Origin of the sequence: Mycolicibacterium smegmatis (genome assembly GCF_001457595.1) — a bacterium.
Classification (GTDB): Bacteria; Actinomycetota; Actinomycetes; order Mycobacteriales; family Mycobacteriaceae; genus Mycobacterium; species Mycobacterium smegmatis.
In genome coordinates this window covers 2,755,811-2,772,424 of the sequence record NZ_LN831039.1, presented here as the reverse complement: position 1 = coordinate 2,772,424, position 16,614 = coordinate 2,755,811, and the positions used below count along the sequence as shown (strand labels likewise).

General features: G+C 69.0%; 15 protein-coding genes. 2 read left to right on the top strand and 13 right to left on the bottom strand.

Annotation, left to right across the window (positions count from 1 at the left end; all coding sequences use genetic code 11):
• Window positions 1-8: 8 nt before the first annotated feature.
• From AT701_RS13220 to mqo, 9 genes are all read right to left on the bottom strand, one after another.
• Window positions 9-1,766, bottom strand: a complete 1,758-nt coding sequence (locus AT701_RS13220; protein ID WP_003894002.1) for a proline--tRNA ligase — start codon at window positions 1,764-1,766, stop codon at window positions 9-11.
• A gap of 34 nt (window positions 1,767-1,800) precedes the next feature.
• The gene (locus AT701_RS13215) at window positions 1,801-2,505 is read right to left on the bottom strand and encodes a 4a-hydroxytetrahydrobiopterin dehydratase family protein (RefSeq protein WP_058125984.1); all 705 of its coding nucleotides are present in this window, start codon (window positions 2,503-2,505) and stop codon (window positions 1,801-1,803) included.
• Window positions 2,506-2,521: 16 nt separating this feature from the next.
• The gene (locus tag AT701_RS13210) at window positions 2,522-4,069 is read right to left on the bottom strand and encodes an MFS transporter (protein WP_058125983.1); all 1,548 of its coding nucleotides are present in this window, start codon (window positions 4,067-4,069) and stop codon (window positions 2,522-2,524) included.
• Window positions 4,070-4,101: 32 nt separating this feature from the next.
• A complete protein-coding gene (gene cobA / locus AT701_RS13205; protein WP_003893999.1) occupies window positions 4,102-5,310 on the bottom strand; it encodes a uroporphyrinogen-III C-methyltransferase in 1,209 nt (402 codons plus the stop codon).
• A 65-nt stretch (window positions 5,311-5,375) separates the two neighbouring features.
• Window positions 5,376-6,752 carry a cobyrinic acid a,c-diamide synthase CobB gene (locus tag AT701_RS13200; RefSeq protein WP_058125982.1) on the bottom strand — a complete coding sequence of 459 codons (1,377 nt, stop codon included), beginning with the start codon at window positions 6,750-6,752 and terminating at the stop codon, window positions 5,376-5,378.
• 35 nt (window positions 6,753-6,787) lie between these two features.
• Window positions 6,788-7,402, bottom strand: a complete 615-nt coding sequence (cobO, locus tag AT701_RS13195; protein WP_003893997.1) for a cob(I)yrinic acid a,c-diamide adenosyltransferase — start codon at window positions 7,400-7,402, stop codon at window positions 6,788-6,790.
• A gap of 12 nt (window positions 7,403-7,414) precedes the next feature.
• Window positions 7,415-9,298 carry a magnesium chelatase subunit D family protein gene (locus AT701_RS13190; RefSeq protein WP_011728474.1) on the bottom strand — a complete coding sequence of 628 codons (1,884 nt, stop codon included), beginning with the start codon at window positions 9,296-9,298 and terminating at the stop codon, window positions 7,415-7,417.
• Window positions 9,295-9,768 carry a GNAT family N-acetyltransferase gene (locus AT701_RS13185; RefSeq protein WP_011728473.1) on the bottom strand — a complete coding sequence of 158 codons (474 nt, stop codon included), beginning with the start codon at window positions 9,766-9,768 and terminating at the stop codon, window positions 9,295-9,297. Before AT701_RS13185 ends, AT701_RS13190 begins: the two co-directional genes overlap by 4 nt.
• 13 nt (window positions 9,769-9,781) lie before the next feature.
• Window positions 9,782-11,251, bottom strand: coding sequence for a malate dehydrogenase (quinone) (gene mqo / locus AT701_RS13180; RefSeq protein WP_233032103.1), 1,470 nt, complete (start codon window positions 11,249-11,251; stop codon window positions 9,782-9,784).
• 313 nt (window positions 11,252-11,564) lie between these two features.
• Between mqo and AT701_RS13175 the strand changes: the two genes are divergently transcribed.
• Both AT701_RS13175 and mtr read left to right on the top strand, forming a co-directional pair.
• Window positions 11,565-12,596, top strand: a complete 1,032-nt coding sequence (locus AT701_RS13175; RefSeq protein WP_011728471.1) for an alpha/beta hydrolase — start codon at window positions 11,565-11,567, stop codon at window positions 12,594-12,596.
• A gap of 4 nt (window positions 12,597-12,600) precedes the next feature.
• Complete coding sequence (gene mtr / locus AT701_RS13170; RefSeq protein ID WP_011728470.1) at window positions 12,601-13,986, top strand: mycothione reductase; 1,386 nt, start codon at window positions 12,601-12,603, stop codon at window positions 13,984-13,986.
• A gap of 10 nt (window positions 13,987-13,996) precedes the next feature.
• Here mtr and AT701_RS13165 read toward each other — a convergent pair whose 3' ends face one another.
• Genes AT701_RS13165 through AT701_RS13150 form a run of 4 tightly spaced genes read right to left on the bottom strand, consistent with a single transcriptional unit; the run spans window position 13,997 to window position 16,566 of the window.
• The gene (locus AT701_RS13165; protein ID WP_058125981.1) at window positions 13,997-14,746 is read right to left on the bottom strand and encodes an energy-coupling factor ABC transporter ATP-binding protein; all 750 of its coding nucleotides are present in this window, start codon (window positions 14,744-14,746) and stop codon (window positions 13,997-13,999) included.
• Window positions 14,743-15,522, bottom strand: coding sequence for a cobalt ECF transporter T component CbiQ (gene cbiQ, locus AT701_RS13160; RefSeq protein ID WP_003893990.1), 780 nt, complete (start codon window positions 15,520-15,522; stop codon window positions 14,743-14,745). The genes AT701_RS13165 and cbiQ overlap by 4 nt, the downstream gene beginning before the upstream one ends.
• A gap of 1 nt (window position 15,523) precedes the next feature.
• A complete protein-coding gene (locus AT701_RS13155) occupies window positions 15,524-15,862 on the bottom strand; it encodes a PDGLE domain-containing protein (RefSeq protein WP_003893989.1) in 339 nt (112 codons plus the stop codon).
• Entirely contained in the window at window positions 15,859-16,566 is a 708-nt protein-coding gene (locus AT701_RS13150) for an energy-coupling factor ABC transporter permease (RefSeq protein WP_058125980.1), read from the bottom strand. The genes AT701_RS13155 and AT701_RS13150 overlap by 4 nt, the downstream gene beginning before the upstream one ends.
• Window positions 16,567-16,614 lie beyond the last annotated feature (48 nt).

Genomic DNA, 16,614 nt, shown 5'->3' with positions numbered 1-16,614 from the left:
GGAAGAACTCAGCCCGCGAGAACGGACGAGATCTCGGCGGCCGCGCCGTCGGCCGCGATCTCGCGGGTCTCGCCGGTGAACCGGTTGCGCAGCTCGACCACGCCGTCGGCCCAGCCGCGGCCGACCACGACGATCCACGGCATGCCGAGCAGTTCGGCGTCCTTGAACTTCACGCCGGGCGAGGCCTGCCGGTCGTCGAACAGCACCTCGTGACCGAGGCGGTCGAGGTCGGCGACCAGTTCGGCCGCGCCTGCACGGGCACCGGCGTCCTTGTTGGCGACGACGACATGCACGTCGAACGGCGCCACCGAGCTCGGCCACCGCAGCCCGAGTTGGTCGTGCTGTTGCTCGGCGATCACCGCGACCAGGCGGGACACGCCGATGCCGTAGGAGCCCATGGTCAGGCGCAGGGGCTTGCCGTCCTCGCCGAGCACGTCGGCGGAGAACGCGTCGGTGTACTTGCGGCCCAGCTGGAAGATGTGACCGATCTCGATGCCGCGGGCCGAGGTCAGCACACCGGCGCCGTCCGGTGACGGATCGCCGTCGCGCACCTCGGCGGCCTCGATGGTGCCGTCCGGGGTGAAGTCACGGCCCGCGACCAGTCCGACGACGTGCCGGTTGGGCGCGTCGGCGCCGGTGATCCATGAGGAACCGTGCACCACCCGCGGGTCGACCAGGTAGCGAACCCCGTTGTCCTGCAGGGCCTTCGGACCCACATAGCCCTTGACCAGGAACGGGTTGGCGGCGAAGTCGGCGTCGTCGAGCAGCGCGAACTCGGCCGGCTCGAGCGCCGCGCCCAGGCGCTTCTCGTCGACCTCACGGTCACCGGGCACCCCCACCGCGAGCAGTTCCCACTCACCACCGGGCTCGCGGGTCTTGAGCAGAACGTTCTTGAGGGTGTCGGCCGCGGTGACGGTGCGTCCCTCGAACTGCGGCAGCGACGCCGAGTTGGCCCACTCGACCAGCGTCGCGATGGTCGGGGTGTCCGGGGTGTCGTACACCTTGGCCTCCGGCAGCCCCTCGGTCGGCTGTGCCTCGGGTGCCCTGGTGATCACGGCCTCGACATTGGCCGCGTAACCGGACTCCACGCAGCGCACGAACGTGTCCTCGCCGACCTCGCTCTCGGCGAGGAACTCCTCGGACGCGCTGCCGCCCATGGCGCCGGACACCGCGGAGACGATCACGTAGCGCACGCCCAACCGCGCGAAGATGCGCTGATAGGCCTCGCGGTGCTGGTAATAGGCATTCTTGAGACCGTCGTCGTCGACGTCGAAGGAGTACGAGTCCTTCATGACGAACTCGCGGCCGCGCAGGATGCCGGCGCGGGGACGCGCCTCGTCGCGGTATTTGGTCTGGATCTGGTACAGGATGACCGGGAAGTCCTTGTACGACGAGTACTCGCCCTTGACGGTGAGCGTGAACAGCTCCTCGTGCGTCGGGCCCAGCAGGTAGTCGTTGTTACGCCGGTCCTGCAGGCGGAACAGGGTGTCGCCGTACTCGGTCCAGCGGTTGGTGGTCTCGTACGGCCCGCGCGGCAGCAGCGCGGGCAGCAGGATCTCCTGCGCGCCGATCGCGTTCATCTCGGAGCGCACGACGTTCTCGATCTTGCGCAGCACCCGCAGGCCCAGAGGGAGCCAGCTGTAGATCCCAGGGCCCACGGCACGGACATAGCCGGCCCGGATCAGCAACTTGTGGCTGGGTACTTCGGCGTCGGCGGGGTCGTCGCGCAGGGTTCGCAGGAACAGCTCGGACATACGGGTGATCACAGCCGACAACCTTAGCGATCGGTCCGGTCGCGGATCAGTCCCGGCCTTGCCAGGTGCAGATGCAGGCCTCGTTTCCCTTGGGATCGGCCAGTACCCAGAAGGCCGGGGCACGCCCGTCGTAGAGCAGTGTGCCGCCCGCGGCCAGGGCCGCGTCGATGCGTGCCTGCGCCGCGTCGTGCGGCAGGTCGATGTCGAGGTGGATGCGGTTGCGCTGCGGCCGCGGGGCGTCCATCTGCTGGAACCAGATCGCCGGGCCGCGCCCGAACGGGTCGACGAGCCCGAGATGCAGTTCGGACGCATCCAGGCAGTCGGGGTCGTCACCCCCGTCGGAGACCGTGTGGTCGACGTAGTCGGTGATCGCCTGCCAGAACGGGCGCACCGCGGCGATGTCGAGCGCGTCGATCGCGATCTCGAACGCCTGCACCACGCCGCTGTTGACGGTCATCTCGTAGCCGCGCCCGGAGAGGGCGTGCGAGATGTCCGAGGCCAGTTGCAGATCGCGACGCGTGACGGTGCCCGCGTCGCGCGAGCGCAGTCGCAGCACCGCGCGGTCGGCCCGCACGTCGATCGAAAGGTGTCCGGACGCGGCTGGGCCCGCAGCGTTGACGGCATGCTCGGCCGCGCGGACCGCATCGGCCATCGTCGGCACGAGCACCTCGACGTGGAGGGCGCCGAGCACCAGACACCAGCCGAGCGGACTCACGGTGTCAGAAACCTCTTGTCGCGTCAGCCCGGCCATCGTCGGTAAAGACCCGTCAGCCGATCGGAGGCTGGTCGACCTCGATCTCGCCGGCGTCCATCGCGTCCTTGACGTCCTGCGCGTGGGCCACCTGTTGCGAGGTGTATCCGATGAACAGTGCGGCGGCGCCCACCAGGACGGCCACCGCGGCGACCCACAGCAGGCCGTAGGTGTAGGCGGCGTCCAGTGCACCGATCTGCTCGTCGTTCATGGCCTTGACGGGACCGGTGGTGCCGCCCAGGAACAAGGTGCGCGACGTTATGACGGCCTGGATGACCGCGAGCACCAGCGGTCCGCCGAGGTTCTGCAGCATCAGCGCGATGGCCGATGCGGGACCGATGCGGTCCAGGTTCACCCCCGCGATGGCCGACAGCGTCAGCGGCACCACGATCGTGCCGATGCCGATACCGCCGATCGTGATGGGCAGCACCAGGTTCGGGAAGTACGGGATGCCGCGGTGCAGTGTCGAACCGTAGATCATGGCGCCCAGCACCAGGATTCCGCCCGCGATCACCAGCACGCGCGGCGGGATGGACCGCACGAGTTGCGAGGCCGCGCCGAGGCCGATGCCCATGCCGATCACGAACGGGATGAATCCGACACCGGCGCGCAGCGCGCTGTAGCCGAGGATGTCCTGCACGTAGAGGCCGATCAGCACGGTGAGGGTGAACAGCACACCGCCGGCCAGGAAGATCGCGGCGAACGTGGCGACCCGGTTGCGTTCGCGGAACAGCGCGAACGGGACGACGGGGTTCTCGGCGTTGCGTTCGGCGATCAGGAACGCGAGGCCGAAGACCAGCGCGGCCGCGCCGGACGCCAGCGTGATCGGGGCGAGCCAACCGCTTTCGGGGCCCTGCGTGAACGCGAACACCGCGGCGGTGCACGCGAGTGTGGCCAGTAGCGCGCCGGCCGCGTCGAGCTTCATGCGCTCGCGGTTGGTCTCCTGCAGTGCCGTGCGCGCCAGGTAGACCATGACCAGGCCGATGGGCACGTTCACCAGGAAGGCCCACCGCCACGACACCTCGGTCAGTGCGCCGCCGACCACCAGGCCCATGACCGAGCCGATGGCCGTCATCGCGCCGAACACCGCGGTGGCGGCGTTACGGGCGGGTCCCTTGGGGAACGTCGTCGCGACGAGCGCGAGGCCGGTGGGCGAGGCGATCGCGGCGCCGACGCCCTGCAGCAGCCGTGCGGTCACCAACGTGGTCTCGTTCCAGGCGATTCCGCACAGGACCGAGGCGATGGTGAACAACGTCACGCCGACGATGAACGTCCGCTTGCGGCCGATCGTGTCGCCGAGGCGCCCGCCCAGCAACATGAGGCCGCCGAAGGTCAGTACATACGCCGTGATGACCCAGCTGCGCCCGGCGTCGGAAAGGCTCAGCTCGTCCTGGATCTTGGGCAACGCGACGATTGCGACCGTGCTGTCCATGGTGGCGAGCAACTGCATGCCGCCGATGGCGATCACCGCCGAAAGGAATCCCCAGGACGGGAACCAGGACGGGAGTCGGGCTGCCAGGCCCACACGGGCGGCTGCGCGCTCTGCGTCGTTGAGAGCCGTCATAACCGGTCACCTTACCGGAATCTTAAGAATCCTTAACCGGCAAAGCCCGCCACGGGGCCGATCACGATGATCGCGGGAGGTCGGATGCCCTCCGAACGGATGCGCTCTGGCGCGTCGGCGAGCGTCGCATGCAAAGTGCGCTGCGCCATGGTGGTTCCGTGCTGCACCACCAGAACCGGCGTATCCGCAGGTCGTCCGCCTTCGAGGAGGACCTTGGCGAACTGCTCGATGCGCTCGACGGCCATCAGCAACACGATCGTGCCGCGCATCGCTGCGAGTGCATCCCAATTCACTAACGATTCGGGGTGCCCTGGCGCAACATGGCCGCTGACCACCACGAACTCGTGCGTCATACCCCGATGCGTCACCGGGACACCCGCCAGAGCCGGAACCGCTATGGCACTCGTCACACCCGGCACGACGGTCACGGGAATCCCGGCCTCACTGCACGCGAGCACCTCTTCGTAGCCGCGCGCGAACACGAACGGATCGCCGCCCTTGAGGCGCACGACGAACTTGCCCGCCCTGGCCCGTTCGATCAGCACCGCGTTGATGGCCTCCTGCGCCATCGCGCGGCCGTACGGGATCTTCGCGGCGTCGATCACCTCGACGTGCGGGCCGAGTTCGGCCAGCAGTTCCTGCGGTGCCAGCCGGTCGGCCACGACCACGTCGGCGCGCGCCAGCAACCGCCTGCCGCGGACGGTGATGAGCTCCGGGTCGCCCGGCCCACCGCCGACCAGGGCCACGCCGCTCGTGAGCTCGCCGGGCATGTCCTCGGTGACGAGGCCTTGCTGCAGCGCCTCGTGGATGGCCGAGCGGATCGCGGCCGAGCGGCGGTGCTCGCCGCCGGCGAGCACGCCAACGGAGAGTCCGTCGTGCTCGAACGTCGCGGGGGTCACCGCCGAGCCTTCGCGCGCGATGTCGGCGCGCACGCAGAAGATCCGCCGCTCGTCGGCCTCGGCCGCGATCGCGGCGTTGACGACGGGATCGTCGGTTGCGGCGATCACATACCAGGCGCCTTCGAGGTCACCGGGCCGGAAGTCGCGCAGCTCCAGCGTGATCCCCGGATCGTCCTTCTGCAGGGCTTCCACAACCGGGGTCGCGGCGCGGGTGATGACGTGGACGTCGGCGCCGTTGGCGAGCAGCAGGGGCAGCCGGCGCTGCGCGACGGTTCCGCCGCCGACAACGACGACCTTCTTGCCCGACAGGCGCAGGCCGACGAGGTAGGCATCTTCGGTCACCCGCCGAGCTTAGTTCGTGCCGTCCGCGCGTTGTCCGGTGGTTCGCTGAGTGGCTGCCGCTGTGCTCAATTGGTCGGCACCGCCGACGCCACGAACCGGGCGATCGCCTGCGGGTGCGCCGCGGGATGGGTGTGCAGGTAACCCGCGTGCACACCACGCAACACCGCACCGTCGCGCGCCGGGGCGCCACCGCGGCCCGCGAAGGCCCACGCCGGCGGCAGATCGTCGTCGAATGTGACTGCGGTGCGGTGGAATTCATGGCCGACTACCCGCTCCCCCGCGGCGTGCATCGACGAGTCCACCACGGCGACCGCGTCGCGGTAGCCCAGCGTGAGCCGTTCGGTGAACTTCGCCGATCCGCGCAGCACACCGCACATCGGCGCGCCGTCGAGGTCGTCGACCAGATACGTCAGGCCCGCGCACTCGGCGTGGATCGGTGCGCCGCGTTCGGCGAGCTCGCGGATCTGCTGGCGCACAAGGTCATTGGCCGACAGTTCGGCGGTGAACTGTTCCGGGAAGCCGCCGGGCAGCACGAGCGCGTCGGCGCCGTCGGGCAACGGGTCGACCAGTGGGTCGAACTCGGCGACGGTCGCGCCCGTACCGCGCAGGAGTTCGGCGTGCTCGGCGTAGCCGAAACTGAACGCCTTGCCGGACGCGAGCGCGACCGTGACGCCGGCGACATCTGCGACCGGGAACGAGGTTTCGACGCACGGACTCCACGGCTGCGCGCTCACCCGGGCACTCGCACAGGCCATCACGGCCGCGAGGTCGACATGTCGGCCCACCAGTTCGGTCATCGCAGCCACCGCGTCGCGGGCCTGCCTGCCGTGTTCGACAGCGGTGATGAGACCGAGATGCCTTGAGGGAACGCTCAATTCGTCGGCACGCGGGATCGCCCCGAGCACCGCGACACCGGCGTGCTCGCATGCCTGCCGCAGCACGGCCTCGTGGCGCGGCGACCCGACCCGGTTGAGGATGACGCCCGCGACATGCACGGCCGAGTCGAACGTGGTGAAGCCGTGCAGCAGCGCCGCGATGCTCTGGCTCTGCCCCCGCGCATCGACGACGAGAATCACCGGTGCGCCCAGCAGACTCGCCACCTGGGCGGCAGATCCCTGCGGTGTGCCGGTCATCTGGTCGCAGATGCGCCCGTCGAACAGACCCATGACACCCTCGACCACCGCGATGTCGGCGCCGGCACTGCCGTGCGCGTACAACGGGCCGATCAGGTCCTCACCGACGAGCACCGGATCGAGGTTGCGCCCGGGCCGGCCCGCGGCCACCGCGTGGTAGCCGGGGTCGATGAAATCGGGACCCACCTTGAACGGCGCCACGGTGTGCCCGGCGGCGCGTAACGCGCCGATGAGGCCTGTGCTCACCGTGGTCTTGCCGCTGCCCGAGGCGGGAGCGGCGATCACCACCGCCGGGGTGGTGCCTACCATGCTGGGCCTACCATGCTGGGCCTACCACGCGGGGCCTACCATTCGATGCCCTTCTGGCCCTTGCGCCCCACGTCCATCGGATGCTTGATCTTGGTCATCTCGGTGACCAGATCAGCCGCGTCGATCAGTGCCTGCGGCGCGTCACGGCCGGTGATCACGACATGCTGCCTGCCCGGCCGCTCCGTGAGCGTGGAAACCACGTCGTCGACGTCGACCCAGCCCCACTTGAGCGGATAGGTGAACTCGTCGAGGACGTAGAAATCATGCTGCTCGGCGGCGAGTCGTCGTTTGATCTCGGCCCAGCCGTCGGCGGCCGCGGCGGCGTGGTCGTCGTCGCTGCCGTGTTTGCGGGTCCACGACCAGCCGGAGCCCATCTTGTGCCATTCGACCGGCCCGCCTGCGCCGTGCTCGTCGTGGAGCCTGCCGAGTTCGCGGAACACCGCCTCCTCGCCGACCTTCCACTTCGCGCTCTTGACGAACTGGAACACCGCGACACGAAAACCCTGGTTCCAGGCGCGCAACGCCATCCCGAACGCCGCGGTGGACTTTCCCTTACCGGGCCCGGTGTGCACCGCGAGCACCGGGGCGTTGCGCCGGGCGCGCGTGGTCAGGCCGTCGTCGGGAACCACGAGTGGCTGTCCCTGGGGCATGTGCCGTCCTCTCTACGCCGCGTCTGACCTGGTCTTGACCAGCCGGGTCAACTCGTCTGCCCGCAGCTGCTCCAGCCGTACGGCCTCACCGCCCAGCTGCGTGGCCAGTTCCTGCGCCAAACCCAGCCGCACGAACGAGGTTTCGCAGTCGACGACCACGGCGGCCGTGCCCTCGGCGACCAGCGCGGCGGCGGCCCGCCTGGCGCGCTGCAGCGGGTCCGGGCCCCCGGTCGCACGGCCGTCGGTGAGCACCACCACCAGGCTGCGGCGTGCCCGGTCACGGGCCTTCTCCCGGATCACCACGTCACGGGCGGCCAGGAGTCCCTGCGCCAGCGGGGTTTTCCCGCCGGTGTCGAACCGCGCGAGCCGACGGCTCGCGATGTACACCGACGACGTCGGCGGCAGCAGCACGCGGGCGTCCTGCCCGCGGAAGGTGATCACCGCGACCTTGTCGCGACGCTGATAGGCGTCGCGCAGCAGCGACATCGCAGCCCCGCTGACCGCGGACATGCGGTCGCGCGCGGCCATCGACCCCGATGCGTCGACGACGAAGATCACCAGGTTGCCCTCACGTCCTTCGCGCACCGCGCGCCGGATGTCCTCTGGCACCGGTCGCGGCCGTCCCGGTTCCCGCTGGCGCCCGGCGGTGGCGAGCAGCGTGCCGAACACGTGCACACCGTGGCCCTCGCCCGGTTCTGCCGTCGCGGCGATGGGCTTGCCCGTGCGGTTGCGCGCACGCGAGCGCTTGCCGGGCGCACCCTCACCGATCCCGGGCACCACGAGCGCCCTTGTGCGGAAGGTTGCCGCAGGCGGCGCGCTCTGCCGTGTCGAGGAGCTTTTCGGCTTACCCTGCGGCGCAGCGGCATCCGAATCGGTGGTGGCACCGCCGCCGGGTGGGTCGAAATCGGGGTCGAAGTCCGGATCGGTTTCCGGGTCGGTTTCCGGGTTGCTTTCCGGACCGGCCTCGGCCTGCTCCCCCGCCTGCTGCATGGCCTCGTCGAGGCGATCCGGGTCCAGTCCGGGATCGTCGAAGGGATCGCGACGGCGCCGGTGCGGCAACGCCAACTCCGCGGCCACCCGCACGTCCTCCTCGGACACGGTGCCCGCCCCGCGCCATGCCGCGTGGGCGACCGCGGTACGGGCCACGACCAGATCGGCGCGCATACCGTCCACGTCGAACGCCGCACACAGCGCGGCGATGCGCCGTAACTCGGTGTCGGGCAACACCACCGAGTCGACCAGGTCCCGCGCCGCGGCGATGCGCCGCGACAACTCGGCGTCGGCCTCGGCGTGGCGGCGCACGAAGCCCTCCGGGTCGGCCTCGAAATCCATTCGGGCACGGATCACCTCGACACGGACGTCGACGTCGCGCGACGCGGTCACGTCGACGGTCAGGCCGAACCGGTCCAGCAGCTGGGGCCGCAGTTCACCCTCTTCGGGGTTCATGGTGCCGATCAGGACGAACCGCGCCTCGTGCGAGTGCGAGATGCCGTCGCGTTCGACGTGCACGCGTCCCATGGCGGCCGCGTCGAGCAGAACGTCCACCAGGTGGTCGTGCAGCAGGTTCACCTCGTCGACGTACAGCACGCCGCCGTGCGCGCGGGCCAGCAGGCCCGGCGAGAACGCGTGTTCGCCGTCGCGCAGCACCTTCTGCAGATCCAGCGAGCCGACCACACGGTCCTCGGTGGCGCCGATGGGCAGTTCGACCAGTTTCGCGTCCTCGTCGACGGCTGCGAGCACAGCGGCAAGTCCGCGCACAGCAGTGGATTTCGCGGTGCCCTTCTCGCCGCGGATCAGCACACCGCCGATCTCGGGACGCACGGCACACAGCACGAGCGCGAGCCTCAGCCGGTCCTGCCCGACGATCGCGCTCAGGGGATACGTCTGCTGGATCACGGTTGCTCGGCCTCGGCACGGGTTCCGGGGCGCACCATCGGGATGTGCGGGATGCCGTCGTCGAGGAACTCCTCGCCGTCACGCACGAAACCGTGCTTGCCGTACATGTCCTCCAGATACGTCTGGGCGTTGATGTGGCACGGGTAGTCCCCGACCTCGGCCAGCGCGGCCTGCATCAACCGCGCGACGTGCCCCTGGCCGCGTGCGCTGCGTTTGGTGCACACCCGGCCGATACGGAACACCTTCTCGCCGCCGGGATGCTCCTCCATGAGGCGCAGCGTGGAGATCACCTCGCCGTCGGGCCCCTCAAGCCAGAAGTGCCGGGTCTCGGCGAGCAGGTCGCGTCCGTCCAGTTCCGGGTACGGCGTGGCCTGTTCGACGACGAACACCTCGACGCGCAGCTTGAGCAACTCGTAAAGCGTTGGCGCATCGAGGTCTTTGGCCCAGCTGCGGCGCAGTGACACCGTCATGTGTCTCCCGCCGTCACACGGTCGCCGGGGCGTTGGCTGCTTCCGCTGTATTCGCTTGCACGTCCAGCTTGAGCACCTTGGTGCCCCACGACCACACCTCCTCGAAGAGTTTGGGCTCGTCGGACAGCTTGGTGCCCAGCGACGGCACCATCTCCTTCAGCTTGGGCGTCCAGGCCTGGTAACGGTCGGCGAAGCACCGCTGCAACACGTCGAGCATCGCGGGCACCGCGGTGGAGGCACCCGGCGACGCGCCGAGCAGGCCTGCGATGCTGCCGTCTGCCGCCGCGAGCACCGTGGTGCCGAACTCCAGTACGCCGCCGGCGCCCTTGCGCCGGATCACCTGCACGCGCTGCCCGGCGATGTCCAGCTCCCAGTCGGAATCGACTGCGCTGGGGGCGAATTCACGAAGCGTCTCGACGCGTGCTGGTTCGCTGAGCAGCAACTGTCCGATGAGGTACTTGAGCAGACCCACCTCGGTCAGACCGACGCCGAGCATCGAGGCGAGGTTGTTCGGCTTCACCGACAGCGGCAGGTCGGTGACCTTGCCCTGCTTGAGGAACTTTGGCGACCAGCCCGCGAACGGCCCGAACAGCAGCCACTGCCTGCCGTTGATGACGCGCGTGTCCAGGTGCGGCACCGACATGGGCGGTGCGCCCAGCGGCGGCAGGCCGTAGACCTTGGCGTTGTGACGCGAGGTGAGGTGCTGCTTGTTGGTGCGCAGGAAGGCGCCACCCACCGGGAACCCGCCGAAGCCCTTGGCCTCGGGGATACCCGACTTCTGCAGCAGCGGCAGCGCACCGCCACCCGCACCGACGAAGACGAACTTCGCGTTGATCTTGAAGTTGTTGCCGGTCCGGCGGTTTCGCACCTTCACGGTCCAGCTGCCGTCGGAATTCTTGCTCAGGTCGCGCACGTCGTGACCGAACATGGTGGTCATGCCGTTGCCCGCGGCGAATCCGATCAGCTGTCGCGACAGCGATCCGAAGTCGACGTCGGTGCCGTGCTGCGACCAGTTCAGCGCGACCGGTTCCGAGAAATCGCGCTTCTCCGCCATCAACGGCAGGCGCCGCGTGAACTCGTCCTTGTCGTCGATGAACTCCATCGACGCGAACAGCGGGTTGGTGACCAGGGCGTTGTAACGCGCCTTGAGGTACTGCACGTTGTCGGCGCCGTACACAAAACTCACATGCGGCACAGGGTTGAGGAAGCTGCGGACGTCGGGCAGTACACCGTTCTCGACGGCGTGGGCCCAGAACTGCCGCGAGACCTGGAACTGCTCGTTGACGTTGACGGCCTTGCTGATGTCGATGGTGCCGTCGGGCAGCGCGGGCGTGTAGTTGAGCTCGCACAGCGCAGAGTGCCCGGTGCCCGCGTTGTTCCACGGATCGCTGCTCTCGGCCGCGGCGCCGTCGAGGCGCTCGATCATCGTGATCGACCAGTTGGGCTCCAGCAGCTTGATGAGAGTGCCCAGCGTTGCGCTCATGATGCCGGCCCCCACCAACACGACGTCAGTCTTCGCGTTCGTACCTGCGTTTGCCTCAGACACCCTGATCGCTAGCCCTTCTTCGTCGCGTGGCCCATGAACCGAACATCCCGTCGGCTGGTTCAGCAGCAGTTCCTCTGCTCAGGTTATCGCGAGCCGATAACGCGATTGCCCAGCATGGTGGTGCCACGTGAGTGCGATCGGTCACTTCCACGACCGATGCCCGCCCGCGACCCCTCCTACCACGGTGTTTGGGACGCAGGTTTGCGACTGGGCGGTAACCCGGCGCGGTCCGCGCCGCTACTGTGGGAGCGTGACGTCACGGGAACCCTCATGGGAGCCGGATGTACTGCCGGGGTTCTGGCAACGCACGATCGACCTCGGTCCGGATCCCGACGGTGAAGGCGATCTGTTCGCGACACTGGTGCGCCGCGGCGATCCGGAGAGCACCGGCCGCGCCGAGCACGCGGTGCTGGCACTGCACGGTTATACCGACTACTTCTTCAACACCGAGCTCGCCGACCGGTTCGCCGCGCACGGCTTCGCGTTCTACGCGCTCGATCTCGACAAGTGCGGCCGGTCGCGCCGCGACGGGCAGACACCGCACTTCACGACGGACCTGACCCGGTACGACGCCGAACTGGAGCAGGCGCTCTCGATCATCGGCTACGACACCGCGGGCGCGCGGGTCTGCCTGTACGGCCATTCCGCGGGCGGGCTGATCGTCACGTTGTTCGCCGACCGGATGCGGCGGCGGAACAGGCAGGCCACGCACAACATCACCGGACTGGTGCTCAACAGCCCGTTCTTCGACCTGCACGGCCCGGGCATCCTGCGCACCGCGCCGACGTCGCTGACGCTGCGCGCGCTGGCGCGGTGGCGCAAGCACACGGTGATCCGCAAACCCACCGTGGGTGGCTACGGCACCACGCTGCACCGTGACTACCACGGCGAGTTCGAGTACAACCTCGACTGGAAACCGGTGGGCGGGTTCCCGATCACGCTCGGGTGGATCAACGCGATCCGCCGCGGACAGGCCCAGTTGCACCGCGGCCTCGACGTCGGGGTGCCAAACCTGATCCTGCGGTCCGACCACAGCGTGCGTGAGACCGACGACCCGGAGGCGATACAGCGCGGCGACGCGGTCCTCGACGTCCGCCAGATCGCACGCTGGGCGGGGTGCGTCGGCGGCCGCAGCACGATCGTGGCGATCCCCGACGCCAAGCACGACGTGTTCCTGTCGCTGGCCGAGCCCAGGGCGCAGGCCTATCGCGAACTCGACCGGTGGCTCGACGAGTATCTGAGCCTGCAGAATCCGACACAACGACTCGTTCGGGATAGGTGAGCACGTGGAGCATTACGATCTGGCGATCATCGGCACGGGGTCGGGCAACAGCATCGTCGACGACCGCTACGCCGGCAAGAAGGTCGCGATCTGCGAGCAGGGCACGTTCGGCGGAACCTGCCTGAACGTGGGATGCATCCCCACCAAGATGTTCGTGTACGCCGCCGAGGTGGCCCACAGTGTCCGCACGAGTGCGCGATACGGCGTCGACGCCCACATCGACAAGGTCCGCTGGCCCGACATCGTCGAGCGGGTGTTCGGGCGTATCGACCCGATCGCCGCGGGCGGCGAGGACTACCGGCGGTCGGATCCGAACATCACGGTGTACTCCAGCCACACCCGTTTCGGGCCGAAGACCGACGACGGCCGCTACACGCTGCGCACCGAGTCGGGTGAGGAGTTCACCAGCGATCAGGTGGTGATCGCCGCGGGTTCACGCACCTACATCCCGCCCGCGGTGGTGGATTGCGGCGTCAAGTACCACACGAGTGACGACATCATGCGGATCCCGGAACTACCCACCGATCTCGTGATCATCGGCGGCGGGTTCGTCTCGGCGGAGTTCGCGCACGTGTTCTCCGCGCTTGGCGTGCACGTCACGATCGTGGTGCGCGGTGACGGTCTGCTCACGCACTGCGACGAGACGATCTGCCACCGGTTCAACGAGATCGCCGCCACCAAGTGGGACATCCGCACACACGAGAACGTGATCGGATCCCACCAGGACGGCGACCGGATCGTGCTCGAACTCGACGACGGCAAGACGGTCGCCGCCGACACGCTGCTGGTGGCCACCGGCCGGGTGCCCAACGGTGACCTGCTCGACGCCGAGCTGGCCGGTGTCGAGGTCGACGAGGACGGCCGCGTGATCGTCGATCAGTACCAACGCACAACGGCCCGGGGCGTTTTCGCGCTCGGCGATGTGTCCTCGGATTACCAGCTCAAGCATGTGGCCAACCACGAGGCGCGCGTGGTCAAGGAGAACCTGCTGCGCGACTGGGACGACACCGCCTCGCTGGTGGCCAGCGATCACCGCTTCGTGCCGTCGGCGGTGTTCACCGATCCGCAGGTCGCGACGGTCGGCCTGACCGAGGCCGAGGCCCGCGCGGCCGGCCACGACATCGTGGTCAAGGTCCAGAACTACGGCGACACCGCTTACGGCTGGGCCATGGAGGACACGACCGGCATCGCCAAGCTGATCGGTGAGCGCGGCACCGGCAAGCTGCTAGGCGCCCACATCCTGGGCCATCAGGCGTCGTCGATCATCCAGCCGCTCATCCAGGCCATGAGCCTGGGACAGACGGCGCAGGAGATCGCCCGCGGGCAGTACTGGATCCACCCGGCGCTGCCCGAGGTGATCGAGAACGCGCTGCTGGGCCTGCAGGAGTGAGCCGGCCGCGCTAGTTCCGCGAGCGTTCCGGAACCGCGAAGCCCCAGGGCAGTTCGAGCCGGTGCGCGGCGAGCAGGTGGGCATCGCCCAGGATCTCCCCGATGTCACCGTCGGCGACCACGCGACCGTCGTCGATGACGACCGCGCGGGTGCACAGTTGCGCGGCGTACGGCAGGTCGTGTGTGACGATCAGCATCGTGACATCCAGTGCGGCAAGGGTTTCCGCGAGTTCGCGACGCGCCACCGGATCGAGGTTGGCCGAAGGCTCGTCGAGCACCAGGATCTCGGCGTCGCACGCGAGCACCGTGGCCAACGCGGCGCGGCGGCGCTGCCCGCCCGACAGGTGCGCCGGGCTGCGGTCGGCGTGCTCGGTGAGCGACACCAGCTCGAGTGCGTGCCGGACCCGCGCCGCCAGTTCCTCCCCCGCCAGCCCGAAGTTGGCAGGCCCGAAGGCGACGTCCTGCGCCACGGTCGGCATGAACAACTGATCGTCGGGGTCCTGGAACACCAGGCCGACGCGTCGGCGGATGTCGCGCAGCGTGTTTCTGGCCACGGGCACACCGCAGATCCGGACCGTTCCCGACGTGGCCGTGAGCACCCCGTTGAGGTGCAGCATCAGCGTGGTCTTGCCTGCGCCGTTGGGCCCGAGCACCGCGACGCGCTCCCCCTCGGCGACCTCGAGGTCGACGCCGTCGAGGCCGATGTGGCCGTCGGGGTACACGTGGCGCAGGGCCGCGATCGAAATCGCCGTGTCGGTCATCGCAGCCCCCACGCGGTCGCGGCAACGAGCACCGCGGCGCTCACCGGCACCGCCGCAACCAGCCACTGCCGCGGCGTGGCGGCGGCCGCGGACCCGGCGCCCACGGCGAGCTCGGGGATCCGGCCCTCGTAGCCGCGCGACAGCATGGCCAGATAGACGCGCTCACCGCGCTCGTAGGACCGCAGGAACAGCGCACCGACACTCTTCGCGATCGCGCCGGCCTGATGGAGGCCCCGGGGTGAGTCCCCGCGTGAGATCCGGGCCATGCGCATACGGTTGGCCTCGGTGCTCAGGACGTCGATGTAGCGGATCATCAAGGTGAGCATCGAGATGACCGTGCCGGGCACGCCCAGCCGGCTCAGTGCGAGGGGTAACTCGCGCGCGGTCGTGGTGGCGGCCACGGTGAGCGACGCCGCGACCCCGAGGGTGCCCTTGACGACGATCCCCCATGCGGCGTACAGGCCCGTGACCGACAACTGAAGGCCGGCGAACTCGACGCGTTCGCCGCCTTCGGCGAACGGCAGCAGAACCGCCAGGATCAAGAACGGCGCCTCGATGAGCATGCGCGGGAGCACCCACGCCGGCGGGATCTTCGCCACCGCCCACATCGACACGATGATCAGCGCGTACACGCCGAACGGCCAGAAGGTCTCGCGTGGTGTCGCCACCACCGCGACGACGAACACCACGAGGCACACGATCTTCACCTCCGGCGCGAGGCGGTGCAGCGCCGAATCACCCTGGCGGTAAAGCGGATGCGCGTGCCCGCCCGCCATGTCAGCGGCCCGATGTGTGCTTGCGGCGCGCGATCATCCGAAAGGCCCCGCCTGCGATCAGGACCGTCACCAGTGCCCCGATGATCCCGGCCACGCCACCGGTGCCGGTGCGACCGCCGATCGAATAGTCCGCCAGCGGCGACGCGGCCATGGGGTGTTCGGTCGCGTGCTGTGCGATGCAGTCACCGGTCAGTTCCTCGCCGTGGTCGGTCTCGACGACCTGGCAGCCCTTCAACGTGGCCGAATCCAGCCCGTCGGGACTGCCGCTCGCGAGATAGGACACGCCACCGGCGATGATCAGGATGACGACGGCGAAACCGGCCCAGAACATCCGCTTCACGCGGCGACCTCCTGACGCTGACGCCGTAGCAGGTACACGAGATCCGGCCGCACCCGCGCGACCGCGGTGACCGTGAGTGCCGTGATGATGCCTTCACCGATCCCGATCAGCACGTGCGTGCCGAACATGTAGCCCGCCACCGCTTGTATCGACGTCGTCGCGACGCCCCCGATGACGTATTCGACGACGAAACCCATGGCCGCGCACACGGTTCCCACGAGGGCCGCCACGAAGGCCACCACACCGATGTGGCGGTCCGGCGGAGATCCCGCCGCGCCCCGTCCGCGGAGCACGGTGGACAGCACCACCGCGGTCGCGTAGCCGACCGCGACGCCGATCAGCGCCATGTTGGTGATGTTCGTCCCCAGCGCGCTCACGCCGCCGTCGGCGAACAGCAGCGACTGCACCACCAGCACGATCGCGATGCACAGCGCCCCGGTGTACGGCCCGACGAGGATCGCCGCGAGCGCACCGCCGAGCAGGTGACCGCTGACCCCGGGCAGGATCGGGAAGTTCACCATCTGCACGGCGAAGATGAACGCCGCCACGAGACCGGCCAGCGGCACCGTCCGCTCGTCGAGTTCGTCTCGGGCGCGCAGGGCGCACACACCGAGCGCGGCGACCGCCAGGGCACCGAACACCAACGACGTCTGGACGTTCACGATGCCATCGCTCATGTGCATGGCGACGATCTCAATGGCCATACCAATGAGATTAAGGCCGCCACGGTCATCTGTCCAGATGAACAGATA